The 16841-nt window shown below is 56.4% G+C and carries 11 protein-coding genes and 3 pseudogenes; 4 read left to right on the top strand and 10 right to left on the bottom strand.

Going from position 1 to position 16841, the window contains the following annotated elements; translation table 11 throughout:
• Window positions 1-86: 86 nt before the first annotated feature.
• The 3 genes and pseudogenes from EN893_RS02135 to EN893_RS02125 form a co-directional block, all read right to left on the bottom strand.
• Window positions 87-1490, bottom strand: a complete 1404-nt coding sequence (locus tag EN893_RS02135) for a CapA family protein (protein ID WP_127266831.1) — start codon at window positions 1488-1490, stop codon at window positions 87-89.
• Between the two features lie 89 nt (window positions 1491-1579).
• A pseudogene (locus EN893_RS38930) lies at window positions 1580-1714 on the bottom strand (oligopeptide ABC transporter ATP-binding protein); the annotation flags it as partial.
• Between the two features lie 299 nt (window positions 1715-2013).
• Complete coding sequence (locus EN893_RS02125; RefSeq protein WP_127266827.1) at window positions 2014-3231, bottom strand: acetyl-CoA carboxylase biotin carboxylase subunit family protein; 1218 nt, start codon at window positions 3229-3231, stop codon at window positions 2014-2016.
• A 944-nt stretch (window positions 3232-4175) separates the two neighbouring features.
• On the opposite strand from EN893_RS02125, the gene EN893_RS02120 reads away from it, so the two are divergent.
• Together EN893_RS02120 and EN893_RS38925 are read left to right on the top strand one after the other, a co-directional pair.
• The gene (locus tag EN893_RS02120) at window positions 4176-5414 is read left to right on the top strand and encodes an acetyl-CoA carboxylase biotin carboxylase subunit family protein (protein WP_127266829.1); all 1239 of its coding nucleotides are present in this window, start codon (window positions 4176-4178) and stop codon (window positions 5412-5414) included.
• 613 nt (window positions 5415-6027) lie between these two features.
• Window positions 6028-6220, top strand: a pseudogene (locus tag EN893_RS38925) (IS110 family transposase); the annotation flags it as partial.
• A 762-nt stretch (window positions 6221-6982) separates the two neighbouring features.
• On the opposite strand, the gene EN893_RS02115 reads toward EN893_RS38925, so the two are convergent.
• From EN893_RS02115 to EN893_RS02095, 4 genes are all read right to left on the bottom strand, one after another.
• On the bottom strand, window positions 6983-7726 hold the full coding sequence (locus EN893_RS02115; protein WP_127266826.1) for a class I SAM-dependent methyltransferase: 744 nt from the start codon (window positions 7724-7726) through the stop codon (window positions 6983-6985).
• 145 nt (window positions 7727-7871) lie between these two features.
• The gene (locus EN893_RS02110) at window positions 7872-8711 is read right to left on the bottom strand and encodes a hypothetical protein (RefSeq protein ID WP_126104996.1); all 840 of its coding nucleotides are present in this window, start codon (window positions 8709-8711) and stop codon (window positions 7872-7874) included.
• The gene (gene ectB / locus EN893_RS02105; protein WP_127206334.1) at window positions 8704-9960 is read right to left on the bottom strand and encodes a diaminobutyrate--2-oxoglutarate transaminase; all 1257 of its coding nucleotides are present in this window, start codon (window positions 9958-9960) and stop codon (window positions 8704-8706) included. The genes EN893_RS02110 and ectB overlap by 8 nt, the downstream gene beginning before the upstream one ends.
• A 1055-nt stretch (window positions 9961-11015) precedes the next feature.
• Window positions 11016-11732, bottom strand: coding sequence for an SPASM domain-containing protein (locus EN893_RS02095; protein WP_236383545.1), 717 nt, complete (start codon window positions 11730-11732; stop codon window positions 11016-11018).
• A gap of 718 nt (window positions 11733-12450) precedes the next feature.
• On the opposite strand from EN893_RS02095, the pseudogene EN893_RS02090 reads away from it, so the two are divergent.
• Window positions 12451-12686, top strand: a pseudogene (locus EN893_RS02090) (transposase); the annotation flags it as partial.
• Window positions 12687-12702: 16 nt separating this feature from the next.
• On the opposite strand, the gene EN893_RS02085 reads toward EN893_RS02090, so the two are convergent.
• A complete protein-coding gene (locus EN893_RS02085) occupies window positions 12703-13452 on the bottom strand; it encodes a LuxR family transcriptional regulator (RefSeq protein WP_127266824.1) in 750 nt (249 codons plus the stop codon).
• 637 nt (window positions 13453-14089) lie between these two features.
• Between EN893_RS02085 and EN893_RS02080 the strand changes: the two genes are divergently transcribed.
• Window positions 14090-15889 (top strand): ABC transporter ATP-binding protein, encoded by a 1800-nt coding sequence (locus EN893_RS02080; protein WP_127266823.1) that lies wholly within the window; start codon window positions 14090-14092, stop codon window positions 15887-15889.
• A 598-nt stretch (window positions 15890-16487) separates the two neighbouring features.
• Here EN893_RS02080 and EN893_RS02075 read toward each other — a convergent pair.
• A complete protein-coding gene (locus tag EN893_RS02075; RefSeq protein ID WP_127266822.1) occupies window positions 16488-16694 on the bottom strand; it encodes an exopolysaccharide production repressor protein in 207 nt (68 codons plus the stop codon).
• Window positions 16691-16841: 4Fe-4S binding protein (locus tag EN893_RS02070; RefSeq protein ID WP_164748146.1), on the bottom strand; the 151-nt coding region annotated here is incomplete at its 5' end. The genes EN893_RS02075 and EN893_RS02070, both read right to left, overlap by 4 nt.

The raw sequence follows: 16841 nt of genomic DNA, 5'->3' as shown, positions 1-16841 counted from the left end.
ACAGCGCGCAATTTCGTTGCTGTGGCCCCAATCAGCGCCGTCCAGCAGTGAGGTTCGCCCCGATGACAGCAAGCGCCAGCATTGCTTCATTCGTTGTCATTGCGCGAAGGCTGCGGGCGGATAAATCCGACACCTTTTTTGATGTCGATTTGGGTGCCATATTGCTTTGAGAGCCTCTGGAGCCGGCCCAGAATGGCAGTTGCTTGCGGCTCCGAGGCGAAACGCGGCACGCCCCGATTGGCAAACCTCTTCGAGTGCCCGAGTTCAACCGGGTGGAGCTGCAACTCAGCGAGCTGATTGTTCTCGTAGCGGCTGACGGAGATAACGCTCTCATAGTAGATTTGGTCAGAGAGCCCTCCCACAAGCCCCTCTGCGGTCGGGTATCCTTTTGCCAGCTCGTGGATGCTGACCTCAGCATCCGTGTCAACTTTTGGATCCATGCCGTGAACAGCGAACATGTCCGCACCCGCAGGCGTTCGGAGGTCATCGTAAAAGAAATTCGCCAAGCCATAAAAGATTGGTCGACCCTTGTAGATCTCGATACCTCGCAGTTGATGCCGCCCGTGGCCAATGTACGCGTCCGCTCCAGCATCGATAAGGCTGCGGGCAAGCGACTGTTCGTAGTCAGGCGGTTCGTCGCTCCATTCCTGTTCATGACCATGGTTTGTAGCGATACAGAAGTCAGAGAATTGCTTGCCCCGACGAACATTTCGTAGAATCTCAGCAACATCACGCGAATCGGCTTCAAAGCTATAGCCTGCTTTTTCGCCGGCCTTGAATGTAGTACCGTCAATGACAACGCGGCTTGGATCCCGTCCGGGAGGACAATAATACGGCAAGACTTCTCGTACTTGCCTCAAATTTTCCAGCATCTCCGAAGGAACCACGATGCTTTTCGTCAAACGAAGAGCATTGAGTCCTGGCCTGCCAGGTGCCTCGCCGGCGGGATCGCCCGCACGAGCCATGCAACAGTACGATGCAGCAAATGACACCAATGCCACGCGACCGCGAGCGGTCTCCAAGAAGCGAGCAGCGCCGGCCTGTGCGAGGTTCTCGCCCGCACCTGCATGGATGATCCCGTTCTCATTGAGCACTCGGCTCGTCTCGCGCATGCCTTCGAGGCCCCAGTCGAGGGTATGATTGTTCGCCCGACTCACCAGGTTAAAGCCCATCTCTTTCAAGTCAGGTCCGATCTCCGGCAGGCTAATATGATACGCACCACCGTACTCAGCCTGGGGGCTTCCCTTAAATGACCGGATATCGAAGATGAGGGTTTCCATGTTCCCGAACGTGACATCGGCATCACGAAGGATTTCGACGACATCCGCAAAACCGGAATGGTGGCCTTTCATCAGCGCCCGCGACAGAATAAGGTCGCCAACCGCTACCATCTTGAAGCCATCGGCAACGTTCGTGGCAATTGAACCGACTGTATCATAGCTGCCAACCTGTTGAGTTGAACGACAGCCGCTTTCGTGATTTCTTTCCATAGATTATTCTATTGCCTCCTTTGACCGCATCTCGAGTGTTCGCGTCTGTTCGTGGAAAATTTGTTCGGATAAACTGATCTGTGACTGTCTCACAGAAATAGCGAGGATTTGACCGCCTCAGCCGGTTTCGGAGACGCGGCTCTGGCCGGAGCCCGCACATGACAGGCCACGACGCGCCCGTCTGCCATTGGAACCAAAGGGGGGACTTCGTTGCGGCAGCGCTCGGGCTCCTAACTCGCCGCGAGGTTACCACTGTTGACAATCTAAGAATGCAAACAATCACTAAAGTTATTTTAAAGTTTTTTGAAGCCTTTCTTCCGGAGGGTGGGGCTTCTGATGCGAGAGTGCGACCGAAGTTGGTCGGTGATCCTGTTGCGCGACAGTCGCCCCGGCCAAAACGCTCTGCTCGTCGGCAGACTGAGCACCAGAAAACCCACGCCCCCTAGCCGATTGCCCGTGAGGCGATCCTGCACAGGTAAAAGAATCAGTACCTCACCGCCCCTCTTCCGCCGCTAGGGGCTGCTCATCGATCTATGATGGACCAATCGATCAGGTCGACCGAACGCTGAAGTATCGCCTTGGCCAGAATCGGACTGGGTGAAGCGGCAATGACGTGTCCCATGCGGTCTCTCCAATCGCCTCTCCTAACAATCAGGTCCTTGGATGCAACGTACAGTTCAACTTCTACAACACCTGGTATAGCAGCCGCTAATTTGTCGCCTTCGATCCAATCGAGAATGCCGTCGCGATCCGGAACGAGGATCCGTGTGGCCACGGTGTGCGAATGCCTACTGCGCAAGTCCCATTCGTTGCCGATGACGAGCTTGATATGTTCCGCGACGAGATCGACACCATAGGCTAGCCGGACTATCCGAGGAGTGATACCCTCCGCTAGACGCGGATTGACTTCAATGACGACTGGGCCACGGTTTGTCCACCTGAATTCTATATTTGCCGGTCCCCATCCAAGTCCGAGAGCCTCCAGACAGCTCAGCGAAACGTCGGCTATACAATTGCGTTCATCATCGCTGAGCAGGGCCGGAAAGATGCTCTCACGAAACACGAAATGTGGGGGGGCTTCGAACTCAGCGGCAGTAACACCAACTACTGACTTGCCCATTATCTCGGCTTCGTAGTATGGACCTTCTGCGAATTGTTCGACAAGCATCCTACGGGGGGGGCGCGAAATTCGCTTCCCGCTGCCCAACAAGTATGTTGTATGTTGCGTTAGCTCATCAAGGTTGCGGCACAATCTGACACCGGTGCTACCGTTGCCGACAGCTGGCTTAAGAACTACCGGCAGCCCAATCTCTGCGGCAGCGCTTTCTACCTCCGTCGCATCTGCTGCCAATCGATAAAGGGGAATGGGAACGCCAGCCTCCTCGAGGATCTGACGTTGAGTGAACTTGTCGCAGCATCGTTCAACAGACTCGGGATTCGGCCCCGGGAGACCGAAATGTCGGCAGAGCCTACCAACTGTCACATATACAATCTCCCCGCGGCTCACAAAGCCAGTAATTCCAGCAATGTCATAGGTAGTACCTAGTCGTGAGCACTCATGAACCAGCGCATTGATGTCGTCTGTATCGACGCGGACGGCATCATTCCCTTCCGCAGCAAGATATGTGTACTTAGCTGGATCAGCCGATAGTGTGACTGGATGAAGGCCAAGACGCTTGGCTGCTTGCATATAAAGAGGTCCGTTGCTTGAACCTTCGATCAGGATGAGCGCTCTTGCCATTGCTATTGACCCTCGGATAAGTGCGACACGGCGGCCCGAGCGAATTCAACCAACTGTGGGCCTGCGGTGAGGTAGCATTTTCGAGGACGTTTATTTGCAAAGAGATGGTAAAGTTACTTGAAGATATTGTTTCAATGTGGCTGAGCCAATTCACCCGCCGCCCGCCTTTCGACCAGGAAGCCCCGAGACGAAAACACGGAGGGTATCCAACCCGCGGACGAGAGTCTGGTCAACCGTCGTCTCTGAGCTCCATCCCCGACCGTGTGCAGTTCCAGCCAGTCCGACTGCTTTGCCGCCATGACGCTGGCCAACAAAGGTGGATCTGGGCCATACTGACGTCGTTAGTCGCATCATAAGCGCGCTGACCGAAGCGGGCTTCTCTAATTGCGATTGGTCTAGCGTTCTGTACCCACGCCTCGGGAACGAAGCCAAGGCAACGCGCACCGTCGAGTTGGCCGCCTCCTGTGGGCACGTCGTTGACGAGCCTCGGCCCAGTCCGCTGTACACCGGGGCTGGGCCACGGTGGGAAACTCACTATTTACGCGCGAGATGGCCGCCACGACCACGGGTAGCTTCCCACCACCTACGATAGAGAGCGAGAGCGGGATCTACGCGCCTCAGTCGCAGCGGCCTGAACTTAGCGTTATGCCAGGGTCAGCTACGCCTTGGCTCCGGCTCGAGGGGGTTGTTGCTGGGAGCGATTCGCGACATTATCTGGAAGGCGCATCGAATGTGCCATCGGCGGACGCGAAAATCTTGATCCGAAGCCTGGCGGAGCGCCGAGGTGCATCTCGCGAGTGTACATGCGCACAAATCTTTACAATAGATTCACGGAACTTTTGCGCTGACGCTGGTACTCTTCAGCACGAGCATGACAAAAGAACGCGAAAAAGGTGACACCGATTAACGCTCGTGACTTGGCCATCACCGAGAGGCAATACCAAATGACAAATAGAGCGCTCATTCTGCTAGAAGGCCACAGGAGCATCGGTCTGCCCTACGTGAAAGCGGCCCAGAGTCTTGGGCTTCATACAATTACCTTGTCGGCTGATCCAGCTCAGTACACATATCTTGCTGCGGAAGGGATTGATGCCGTCCGCGTCGATACAGACGACATCGATGCGCTGGTTCATGAATGTTCCCGACTAGGTACTACCTATGACATTCGTGGTATCACTGGCTTCTCGGGGCTCGACGAGTCGATCTATGCGACAGTTGGCAAGCTTTGTCGGCATTTCGGTCTTCCGGGACCGAACCCCGCATCGGTTGAACGATGCTGCGACAAGTTCACTCAACGTCAGCTTCTAGCGGAGGCTGGGATTGCTATGCCTGCTTACCGCTTGGCAGTGGATGCTATGGAGGTAGAAAGCGCTGCCGCAGAGATTGGGCTGCCGGTAGTTCTTAAGCCAGCCGTCGGCAGCGGGAGCTGCGGTGTCCGATTGTGCCGCAACCTCGATGAGTTAGCCAAACATACGACCTACCTGTTGGGCGAAAAGTACCTTTGCCAGTCAACCCCAAAATTACTCGTCGAAGAATTCGCGAACGGAGCCCAGTATAGCTCTTACACAATGGGTAACGACGTCATCGGAATTTGCGCCGCTAGCTTCGGACCCCTACCCCATTTCGTCTATCGCCATTTCTCCTTTCCGGCCCTGCTGACAGAAGAAGAGCACAAACTGATCGCCAGTGTTTCGTTGAGTTGTTTGCGAATTCTCGACCTTGACTGGGGTCCAGCGCATATCGAATTTCGATGGACGAAGCGTGGTCTAATGGTCATTGAAGTTAATCCGCGTCTCCCAGGTGGGACCACCCCTCGGCTGGTTCAGTTGGCCTACGGCATCGACCTCATCACCGAGCACATCAAGCTTGCTATCGGCGAGGAATGGGATTTGCGCAAATGGCATTCGAATTTTGCGGCCGCGCGATTCCTCGTTCCTGATCGCGAGGGCATGTTTGCCTCAATGAATGTCGACAGGGCCACTGCTATACCAGGTGTCGCCGAGGTGAAATTATACGTCGAACCCAAAACTCCGATCATCAGGAAAGGAGATTACCGAGATACCATCGGACATGTCATCGCTGTGTCGGCCTGCCCAACTCAAACGGAGACAGCACTTCAGCGTGCAATCGACTCGATGGAGTGGTCGATTACCCCATTTCAGCAACATGGCCAACGGGAGTAATTTGCGACCGTTCGTCAAAAGGGCCACTAAATGTAGTCTCGGAGCGAAACGGATGTCTTGCCTTGGTTGGTGCTCGTTCCATCGGGGCAGGGGTATTCGAAAGCATGCCAGAGGCGTTTTGTCATTTGCGATGGCCTCCTTGATCAATGGCACGGCCGAACCGCCGGCGTCGGGCGTCTTGACCTAAATGCCGTTGTCGGTGAGCACGGGTGTGGATCCGATAGGGAACGGCCATGTACAAGAGTAGCAAGAAGTCTCTTGAGAGGGCGGGGGTGTCCTTCCCATACAATTCGAGGACGAGCTTCGAGGTGCGATCCGCTGCTGCCCGCCCTAAACTGCCCTTCCTAGGGTTGGTGGCTCGGACGGTAGGAGCCTGGTCGTCACAACAAGAGGGCGAGCCGTGGCAGACTATAGGGAAGCATTTGCCGCTTCGATGTTGCGAAGCGGAGGAATGAGGTTCGGTTGTTCGGCGAGGTCGACGCATCTCCTAGACGGATCGCTGCATTATCCAAGGGTGCCATTGGATCCACTTCACCTAGGCAGCCCAACCGGCTTTGGCCTCTACCGGGCTGATCCGTTCCTTCGGCCATCAATGAACCGCGGTCGCGCGCCGCTGGTCCTAAGGAAGTAGGAGATCAGATGAGGACAAACGGGGATGCTCTTTCATTGGCAAGGCTGCTCCGCGCCGGCGAACTGACGGCGGTATGGGTTGCCGTGAAGCAAAGCGCGATCTCGTTCGCGCCGCCCGCCGCGGCCGAGACACCGCAGCTCCATTGCCAGCAGTGAGCGCCTTCATGCTCAAGCATGATGCGCCGCGCGTGTTCGGCGTGTCGGCCAAAGATCGTGGTTCGCTGGTCAGGACGTGGACCCTAGCCTTGCGCCGCCAGCGGTGACCGGCACCATCGCTTTGGAGGTCGGCGCCTCGCTCCACCTCTTCAGGTGTCTACTAAGGCCTGTTGAATTCATCGTCAGTTTATGACGGCGGCTGCGAGAGGGTGATTGCGTTGCAGCATTGGTCGGTTTTGTCAGCTCGCGCGGCGGATACGCTTGAGGTCCTTGAGCTTGCAGAAGACGTTCTCGATCAGATGACGACATATAGAGTTCGAGATCGAGTGGCAGAGGCAAGGCGCGCCTCGATGCTGCGAGATGACGATCTTGGCGCGCGTTCGTTCAGATCGGCAATAACGGTGTTGCTGTCGAAAATCGGCAATCGGCTCGCCGAAGGCTATGCCGTCTATTAGCGGGTGACGCCCACCGCATGTAAACGATGTCCTGGCAGGAGAACGAAGCGGACGAGATGCCGAGCGCATCGGTGAGCGCATAGTCATGCCGCCTTTGGAGCGGTCTACGGCTTGGCTAAGGGTCGCCCTTTTGAGACCTGTGGTTGCGTCGATCATGGCGAACTCATGTTAGGCTAGTCCAACAGACCTCTAACAGCCCAACGGAACATCGGCTTTGACCCAATCGCGGTGAAGACGGTGTTCCAACTTCAGAAAGAGGCTGGAAGGCCACGCCACGGACTTCCCGTGCGCACGATCAAAGCGCGGCCTTTATATATTTAGTCGAAACTACAGTCCCATTCTTCGATAAACTGAGATATGCCGTTTGGACCTATCCGTGAACGCACCGCCCGCCCAATCGCCCCAGCGTTCCACCAGTTCTAGCCCTGCGCATTGGGCCATGCTATCGAGCTCCTGATGATAAACGTAACGAACGCGCTCTGGCAATCGCCGGACAGACGTACCAGAAAACCAAAACAGGTTTGAAATCAAATTCTGGTTGAGCGAATCGTGAGCTTCCGCCTTGACGAAGGTATTCTCGGAATCCACGGTTGTGGTAGTCATAGTAACCTTTATACCCCCAAGGAAGCCATCTAATATTGGCACGCGCACCTCTATTACCAAAGCCCCAGCTTCATCAAGAGCCTGCGCCGCACATTTCAGGCAGGATATTTGGTCTTCGCGCTTTAATAGCAGGGTCAGAGTACCATATACAGAATAGATCAGATTGTATCTCTTAACAGAATTGAAATCGACAATACTCCCTTTCCACGCTTTGATAAGATCTGTGCGGTCGGCGAGAAGCTTCAACATGGCGCCCGAATTGTCGATACCTTCGACCTTTACACCACGTTCGCTCAACGGCACAGCCACGCGTCCGTTTCCTATGCCAAGTTCAAGAGCAATCCCTCCACAGGAAAACCGCTCTAAGAAAGCGGCAGTTTCGTCTGCCTCTCCGGTCTTACCTTGCATTGTCGTATATATTTCATAAACGTCTGCCCAATTCTCGTCATAGTTCGTCGCATCACACATCGTGTGTCCTCGTTATGCTTGATGTTCTATTCTCACTGTGCGCGCTTTTTAACTGCGGCATAAGATTTTGCCGCCATATACTTTTGCCCACTTACGCGGACGAGCCCAAAGTGACCGGCGCTGGAGGAAGCCGGTCAGTCCCGCTTCAGGTCCACCAGAGAACAAGATCTGGCCGCGCAAATCCGAAAAAGCAATTCAGCAGCACGCGACGCTTTCCGTTGCCTGATTGACCGGTAACCCCGTGAACGAAGCCGCCATCGATTAGGGCGATATCCCCAGTTTTGAGCTCGAACTCGCGGCAAGGGACGGCCTCCAGATAGGCTGCCGAATAGGGGTATCCAGTGGTCTCCACACCTTGCGATATCCGGTCCGCAACCGTCGGCTTGTGGCTCCAGAGCTTCAGATTGCCGCCTTCCTCAGGCATGCTGGGATAGAGGTTGAGCGCTGCGACCGTATTGTGCGCCACCGCAGAAAGCTCGTAATCATCGCCAGCACGTAAGACTTGAGCGACGTCGTCGTGGGGATCCAAGGAAAACGTGCCTGTGCCCGACCAACTGAGGCCGCGACAAACATTGGCCTGGCCGTGTTCGGAACGCGCCAGCCGCAATTCGATGCCCTGGTTGTGAAGCTCTCGCTTCAACGCCCCGAATACCGCTCGAACCGGGTCAACCAAATTCTTAAAAAGGGCATCGACGTACGGCCGCGCGTTTTCGGCGTCTGCGAAATAGGTGGCTGCATCCTTTCTGTAGTGAGATGCGCCGACATATTGTCCGGGCACACCATCTTTACGCTCTCTGAGACCGGAGCTTCCAATAAAGTTCGTAGTGATCTCCTCGGCTACTTCGGTGCTGAAAGCTTGCTTGATGTGCAGAGCGGTGAGCTCACCTTTCAGGACCGAGATGATTTCCGCAGTGTTGATCGAGCCGGTCCGTTCTTTGATCGAAACCGGCGAGATGGCTGGCACTTGAGACATCTGACTAGGCATTGTCTTGCTCCTGTAGTGCGTGTTCAAGGATGGTGATGCCACGATCGAGTTCGGCATCGGTGATGGTTATCGGTGGGAGGACTTTGATAACGTCGCGATTTGGCCCCGAGGATTCGATAAGAAGGCCATTTTCGAATGCGACATCGTGCACGCGGCCGACAACTGCCGGTGAACGGCATTTCAGGCCGGCCATCAGACCGCGGCCGCGCTTCTGTTCGATGTACCTCGGAAATTTCGCAACCAGGCGATCGAGGTGCGTTTGCAGCCTGACGGCTGTCCGCTCGACACCTGCAGTAAATTTCCTATCCGACCACATCTTGCACATGGCTCCTGCCGTCACGAAGGCGAAATTGTTGCCTCTGAAGGTCCCGCTATGTTCTCCGGGCTTCCATACGTCCAAGTCGGGTCGAATCAGAACGATGGACAGCGGACTACCTGAACCGCTTAGTGACTTGGAAAGACACACAATATCCGGTTCGATTTTCGCGGACTCGAATGAGAAGAAATCGCCAGTTCGGCCCGCACCCGCCTGAATATCGTCGACGATAAAAACAATGCCGTGAGTACGGCAAATGCGCTGAATTTCCATGAGCCAAGCTGCAGACGCGGCGTTCATGCCGCCTTCCGCCTGGATGGTCTCCAGAATGATTGCGGCAGGCTTTTCTATGCCGCTCCCCGGGTCGCTCAAAACGCTGTCGATGTAACTGGCGGAATCGAAAGCTTGGCTCGGATAGCCGTCATAGGGAACACGGATCACATCGTGGCGAGCGACGCCTCCCAGTTCCCTGGTTGAGGCCGAGCCCGACACCGCTAGAGAGCCGAGCGACATGCCGTGGAACGCATTCGTAAAGGCCATGACGCTCGAGCGGCCGGTGTATTTTCGCGCCAGCGCCAGAGCCGCTTCGTTGGCGTTCGTGCCGGTCGGCCCAGGAAACTGAATCTTGTATGAAAGGCCTCTGGGTTTCAGGATCCAATCGACGAACCCTTCAATGAAGTCACGCTTTGCCGCCGTATGCATATCAAGCGACAGAAGAATGTTCTCACCGACGAGATATTCAATCGCCGGCGCCATGATATCCGGATTGTTGTGCCCGTAATTGAGCGCCCCGGACCCAACGAGGAAGTCGATGTATGCGTTACCGGTCTCGTCCCAGATGGTGGCCCCAAGTGCCCTCGCAAAGACGGCGGGAAACGACCGACCGTAGCGACGAACGTTGGACTCATGGGCCGTGAAAGGGTCGGTGTTCATATTGAGTCCTCTGCACTTGGGTCGTTCAAAGAAGAGAGCGATTAATGGCTGGTTGCTCGCGGTAGATGTTCGTCATCTAACATTGAGAGCAGAATGCCGGAGGCAGCCTTGGTTAGTCTGGTGATGCCGGCATCCTCATCAAATATTGTTGGGTTGCGTTGCCCTCCATTCGGATGCTTTCGGAGAATGTGCTGCAACAGGATGGCTTCTAAAGCTTCCGCGAAAGCATCGCTACTATGGCATCAGGTAGTTGACGTACCCCACCCATCGCTGCCCATAGCGCCTCCGGACAAATGTCCAAGGAGATCAGCAGGGTCGCGTCGCCAGAGGTTGTGTCGCTCGGCGGTAGCGAAGCCGCTCGCGAGCGCGCTCCTCAATAGCGCCGTAGCGAGCGAGCGGCTTCGCGGCGGTCATCAATATATTCGCCGTTCAACCTCGGGCTGCGGACACCAACCTGATTCAAGAAACTATTTGATGACCGATGACACAGCGAAAGCCACGCTCTCTTTGAGAAGAATGCGGATTCCGATCTCTTGCGCGATGACTGGCCCGAGCCCCCGGATCAAGAGGGCGGGGCCGCCGTGGACCCCCTTGACGGAAAGCCCGTTCGTAGGCCAGGCGGAAGCAACCGGGAGACGCGCTGGCGAAGGGCCGCATCGGTTTCGAGAACGTCCACTACCGCGACGGCAACCATCCCCGGCCGCAGCTGCGCTGCTGCCTTCAGGCGAGTCGAAAAGGAGATCGTCCGGGAGGGTGAAGGCGTTGACGAGGTGAGCCGTGAGTAAGCAATCAAGCTCTGATCGGGATCGACTAACACTGTTTCCATCCGACCGATGGTTGACCTGTGATCGGCGTTACCTCAAGCTAGGCAGGCCGACAAGCTCGGTTGGAAGGCGAAGACCTTTCGATGAGCTCGTCTCCGAAATGCTCGAGGCCCACTGCCGCGCCTACAGGAACATACTGGCGTAACGTGAAAACACGATGGCGTCGCGGGCAGGTGCATCTGTCGTGGGGCCATCCGCACTGCCAGGCACGCCCTCTCGGCCGGCATGCACTCAGGTCCGGTCGTTTGGGTCGGCGAATTCACACATCCTGCAAAGCAGAAAACCATCTGCTCCATTCATGCGGTCGACGATTTCGCGAAAAACTGGCTTTTCAAACAGAGCGGAGTAACCCTCATATAGAAGGTTGCCCAATACGTGACGCCGTTCAAAATCCATAGAGCACAGGGTAACGTCGCCGTTTGGAAGAAGAACATTCCGATACTGTCGTGCGTCCACGCAGGTTAGGGCTCCGACCACTGGCTGACGTGGTGCAACGATCTTAGGGTCGACGCTTCCACCCCTACTGCTCATGGGCCGCGCTTTTATCAGTGCTTCGGTAGGAATAATGTCGGCTATATCTGGGTGGGGCTCGCCCAAAGCCACGAACCGGATCAAGGGGATATCCGCGTCGACGAGTTGACGAACCAGATCGCGATACTTGTCTCCGACCAGGCGGCTGTTCATGTAGGTGCCATCATCGAAAACATGAACCACGAATACGCCCAAGCGCAAGGCTTGCAATCGTTGCAGGTCCTGCCCGTTCATTCCCACCAGCGTCGTAAAAATCCTGATGCCATGGCCTTTGGCGAAGGCGTGCTCCACCATTTCGGTACAGTCCGGATTGAGCCAAGGTTCGGAGTATCCCGCAAAACCAATGTCGACGGAAGTCGGTACGCGGGCCAGACACCGCTTGAAATCTTCAAGATCCAGATGACTCGCATGAGACACTTTTCTTTGCCGGACCGCGAACTTGTCCTGGGGACAATATGAACATCCTACGACGCATCCCGTGGTCGTCGTTATCTCCAAAACCCTGCCGGCTGTGTTTGCTGAGCGAAGTTCCGGTAAAATCACTGGTGATTACTCCCATCTACTTCCTGCGAAGCGCCACGATGGTGTGCGTGTGCCTTTGGCTTTCTGATACCGCCTGCTGATCTACCGAGGCAACGCAGACATCTACCCTTTTTGGCAGCCTAAGCCGCCCGGTTCACCGACTTGCCGGGCCGACCTTCACAAACTTCCAGCGCGTCGGACCAGAGACAGCATTGCATCTTTCGAGGCATCACTCGCTCCGGAGATGTAGCCTCAACCGTTGGTCGCTGGCCCGTCGCCGAGATGCGCGCGCAGCACCCTCGAACCCGCCGGAGAGAAGCTTTCTGGATGCCGTCGATCATCCTTCATCGAGCGAGTTCCGTGTTCTCATGCGGGTCAGCCCTCACACTATATTGCCGCACATCGACCAGCAAAGGCCGAGCTAGTGCGCCTGGCGCGCAGTTACTGCGAGATAGGCTTCGAAAAGCCCGACAGAGCTAAGACGCTCCGCTGTATTGAACCCGACATGTTTTCTGACAGCTGTCAGATTTTGGACACACATCACTCATCGTCAGTCGCTTAATACGGATGGTAATTTCTTCCAGGAATCGGTGACATTGAACACCACCCTGTCATGACCGCCCAATCTCAGCGAAGCGAACTCAGCATCGCCACCAGGACCAAGCCTGAAGATAAATCCGCCATAGCAGCGTCAACGACATTTTGCTTTCGAGGCCGGATGGATTGCACGAGGTGATTCGCGCCGTGATGCAGGAGGTGCTCGAGGCCGAGATGGACGAGGCGCTGGGTGCTTCGAAGAGCGAGCGCACGCCGGAGCGTCTCGGCTATCACGCGCGCTACTACGGGCGGAGAACTAGCTGCGCACCTACGGCGGTTCGATAATCCCAAGGTTCAAAGCTTTTACAACAGCTACCGTTCTGCTGGTCGCATCCAACTTCCGCATTACATTTTTTAAATGGAAATCTATCGTATTTCGTGATCTGCCTAAAATAGTTCCTATTTCCCAAGATGATTTTCCTTGTGACACCAAATCAATGCACTCTATTTCTCTCGGAGACAGGTTATGAGCTCGTTCCGACGCAGTCGTAGTGTCGAACTTCGTAACCATCCGATGAAACCGCAGCGCGGCCATTTGCAGGTAGGTGATCGCTCTATTCTGCAATTCGCAGTCCGAGGATTGAGCAAAACTCACAAACCTAAAGCTGCCACCAGGGCCATGTAATGGGACGGTAACGCCTGACCTCAAGCCGAATGTTGCTGCTTCGTCCAAGACGCGGCGTCCATCTTCAGTTATGCTTTCATCGGTATACACCTCGCTCCATCGAAAGGGTCCCGCCTCCTTTCGACCTTTCTTGATGAGTGGGTCTATTTTGGCATAGCCCATTCTCGAGTAGCGCTCCTGCCATTCAGCAGGATAATTCCACATCACCACAGAACCCTCTCGGTTCGGCTTGAAAACCCTCTGTTCTGATGCGAGCGACCCATAGGCAATCCACGGGCAATCGAAATTCAGCGCAAACGCAGACAACAGTTCGAACAACTGTTCGGATTGAGCGACATCATCAGTCATCTTGAGGAATAGGTCTAACTCCACCGCAATCCGCCGGAGTTCCATGATGTCTCCTTCATTGCGTTCTCATTGGTGCACAGTTTGCTCCAACCCAGCCTCGCAACATCCGAAGTCAACGGGACTCGAGCCGGAGTTCCTTCCGCCACCTGGAGTACCCTCAAGAGTCGTGCCAGCTTGCGAGCGAAGCTTCTCCTTCAGGTCGTCAATCGACGGGGGAGGTACCCAGGAGGCGAACCGACAGCACTGTGTCGGGGAGCGCACAATCCGACAGTCGAGCATTCGATTGACGGAATATGGGCAGGAAAGTATTCGCGGCGCGCTTTTGAAATCAGCACCTAAGTGCCGGGCCTGAGAAAGCTGCATTGCAACTGTACTTATTTGATCGAGGCAAGAACAAGCTCAAAATTCAATCGATACATCGACCTTCTTTTCCAATCTCCCGAGTTGAGCAGCCGTAGCAATCGTATTCGACTGGATGGCGGCTGACTTTCTCCAGGCTCGGTAACCTGCTGAATTTGTCCTTCGGATGTTCCCGCTCAGTTGGCACGACTTTTGAACTCACCGTCGTGAGGCGGCAAGAGCTGCCCGCCAAAATTGATGCTGTTATGGGGGAGGTCGAAATTCCAGTTTTGTCTTTTATCGTCTTTGGGACCGAGCGTGTTGATGCGCCCGCTTGGAAACTATGAGACGTTTCCCCGTCCATGGGCGCGGCGCCACTTGTCGCGACGTTTTCGCCTTCACTGTTCGCCTCTGGAACAGGCAGCCGGCCCGGCTCGCGATCATCATGACCGCGATGCTCGCCTCCACGCTGGCTGACGTGTTGATGCCGCTCTATTCTGGCCGACTTATCGACGCTGTTTCTCGTGCTGCTAATGCGGCAGCACCAGCTTCGGCAGCTGTTGCAGCATTCTCTGTACCGATTGCATTGGCACTCGGTTCCATTGCCATGCGCCACGTCGCCTTAATTGGCCTGAACGACTTGGTGTTGAAAATGATTTCCGACGTCGCGACCGAAGCGTTCCATCATGTGCAGCGCTTTTCGACAGACTGGCATGCAAACAGCTTCGCCGGCTCGACAGTGCGCAAGATAACGCGCGGCATGTGGGCGCTCGACCTCCTCAACAGCACGATACTCGTCACGCTGCTCCCGTCGTTTGTCATCTTGATCGGCTCGACGGTGCTGCTCGGCTGGCACTGGCCGGTCATGGGCGTGATCTTTGCTTGCGGCTCTCTCGTCTACCTTGCGTTTTCGATTTCGCTGTCGCTCGGCTATGTCGCGCCAGCGGCGAGCCTTGCCAACCGATGGGACACAAGGCTCAGCGGCGCGCTTGCGGACGCGGTCAGTTGCAACGCTGTGGTCAAGGGCTTCGGCGCAGAGGTTCGCGAAGACGAGCGGCTTGCAAACATCATGACGAAATGGCGGCACCGCGCGCGCCGGAGTTGGGTGCGCGGAACGATCATCGGCTCAACCCAAGGCGTAACTTTGGTTGCGCTCAGGGTGGCGGTGGTCGGATATGCCCTGCTTCTGTGGTCGCATGGACAGGCAACGCCGGGCGAGATAGCATATGTTCTCACGTGCTTCATCGTCCTGCAGGGCTATCTGCGTGATGCCGGCATGCATGTCCGCAACGTGCAGCACTCGGTTAATGAGATGGAAGAACTAGTGGCCATCCACAATCAGCACGTGGATGTTGCCGATCGTCCAGAGGCCAAGCCGATCCGGATCACGAAGGGCCGTATCGATTTCGAGAACGTCCACTTCCGCTACGCCAACCATCCCCTGCCGCTCTATAGCGAATGTTCGCTGTCGATTGAAGCTGGCGAAAGGGTTGGGTTGGTTGGACCCTCCGGTTCCGGCAAGACAACATTCGTGAAGCTGATCCAGAGACTCTACGACCTGAGCGGCGGCCGGATCCTGATAGACGGTCAGGACGTCTCCGAGGTGACCCAAGAGTCCCTTCGTTCGCAGATCGCGATCGTGCAGCAGGAGCCGATCCTGTTTCACAGGTCGCTTGCCGAGAACATCGCCTATGGCCGGCCTGGCGCGAGCCGGGCCGAGATCGAGCAAGCGGCACGGCTGGCAAGTGCCCACGAATTCATCGCGCCCCTGCCGAAGGGCTGTGGGACATTGGTCGGCGAAAGGGGTTTGAAGCTCTCCGGCGGCGAGCGCCAGCGCGTGGCGATCGCGCGCGCCTTCCTCGCGAACGCGCCGATCCTTATTCTGGACGAGGCCACATCGAGCCTCGATTCGGAATCCGAGGTGCTCATTCAACAAGCGGTGGATCGGTTGATGGTGGGCCGAACCACACTCGTCATCGCACACCGGCTGTCGACGGTCCGCTCGCTCGATCGGCTGCTCGTCTTCGACCGTGGCCGCATCATGGAGGACGGCGATCATGCCGCGCTGATCAATCTCGATGGTGGCATTTACCGCCGCCTGTTCGAACGGCAGGCGTTGGAGCTAGCGAAGGGCCTGGCCTGAGCGCCAACCGGATTGCGCGACGCGCCGAGCCGTTGCCGGAGAGGCGTGTGGCAGTGAGGCCTTACCGACGAGCGGCGGGCGTTACGGCCGGCAAAACCAGCACGGCCGGAACTATCCGCCAAGCGGGCGAGCGGGAATGCACCACGTCTAAGCTTCGGCGAATGCGCGCAGTTACACGCGGGCACCGAATTGTCGCGCCTAACGGCGCACGCACCAAAAGGGCGGGAATGTCGACGGCCCGGCCCTCGCCGTTACCCACATTTTGCCAAAGGAAGCGAAGTCAACGCACATTGAGAGGGCGGTGCTTCCCGGCCGGCTGGGATCCCTGTCGCTGGCCCAACCTACCGCACGCCGACCACGTCAACGCTTCAAAGTCCCTTCGGTTCGCAAAGTCGTCCCCTTGGAGACCCGGAAGCGCAGGAGCTCCGACCGCAGTCTTCGCTCAACTCTGGCCATCTGCTCCGGGATTGGATTCCGTTCCCTTGCTAGCACAGTGGCAGCTGAGGACGAACTCGCCGGCCTCGTGTCTTTCTATTACGGCCAACGGGCTTAGGAAGAGATTGGATTCGCCGGCCCTCTGCGGAGCGAATGAACAGTTCTACAGATCATCGACGTCCGCGAAAAAGAGCACGCAGCCGAAATAGCAGGCCTGAAGCAGCAGCGAACAGGCCAGCGTCGTGACGACTGCCACACGGAGCGAATCCAAAGCGAAGTAAATCATCGACGCATTGCTGCACAGGACCAGCCCCACGAGCCGACAAAAAGATGAAGTGCAACGCCGTTCTCCTGGTTTTCGCCAGATCATGTTGCGAGCTCGTCGGCCGCAACATGCGTCTGGCAGTTCTTGGGGCAGACGCGGCCGCAGGCTCCGCAGCCTATGCAGCGGCCGGCATCATCGACAACCATGATCATGCGATTGAGCTTGCCGTCGAAATCGTCGTCCTCGTCATCG

It is taken from the genome of Mesorhizobium sp. M7A.F.Ca.CA.004.04.2.1, assembly GCF_004022825.1.
Taxonomy (GTDB): domain Bacteria; phylum Pseudomonadota; class Alphaproteobacteria; order Rhizobiales; family Rhizobiaceae; genus Mesorhizobium.
This window is presented reverse-complemented; position numbering and strand designations above follow the sequence as displayed.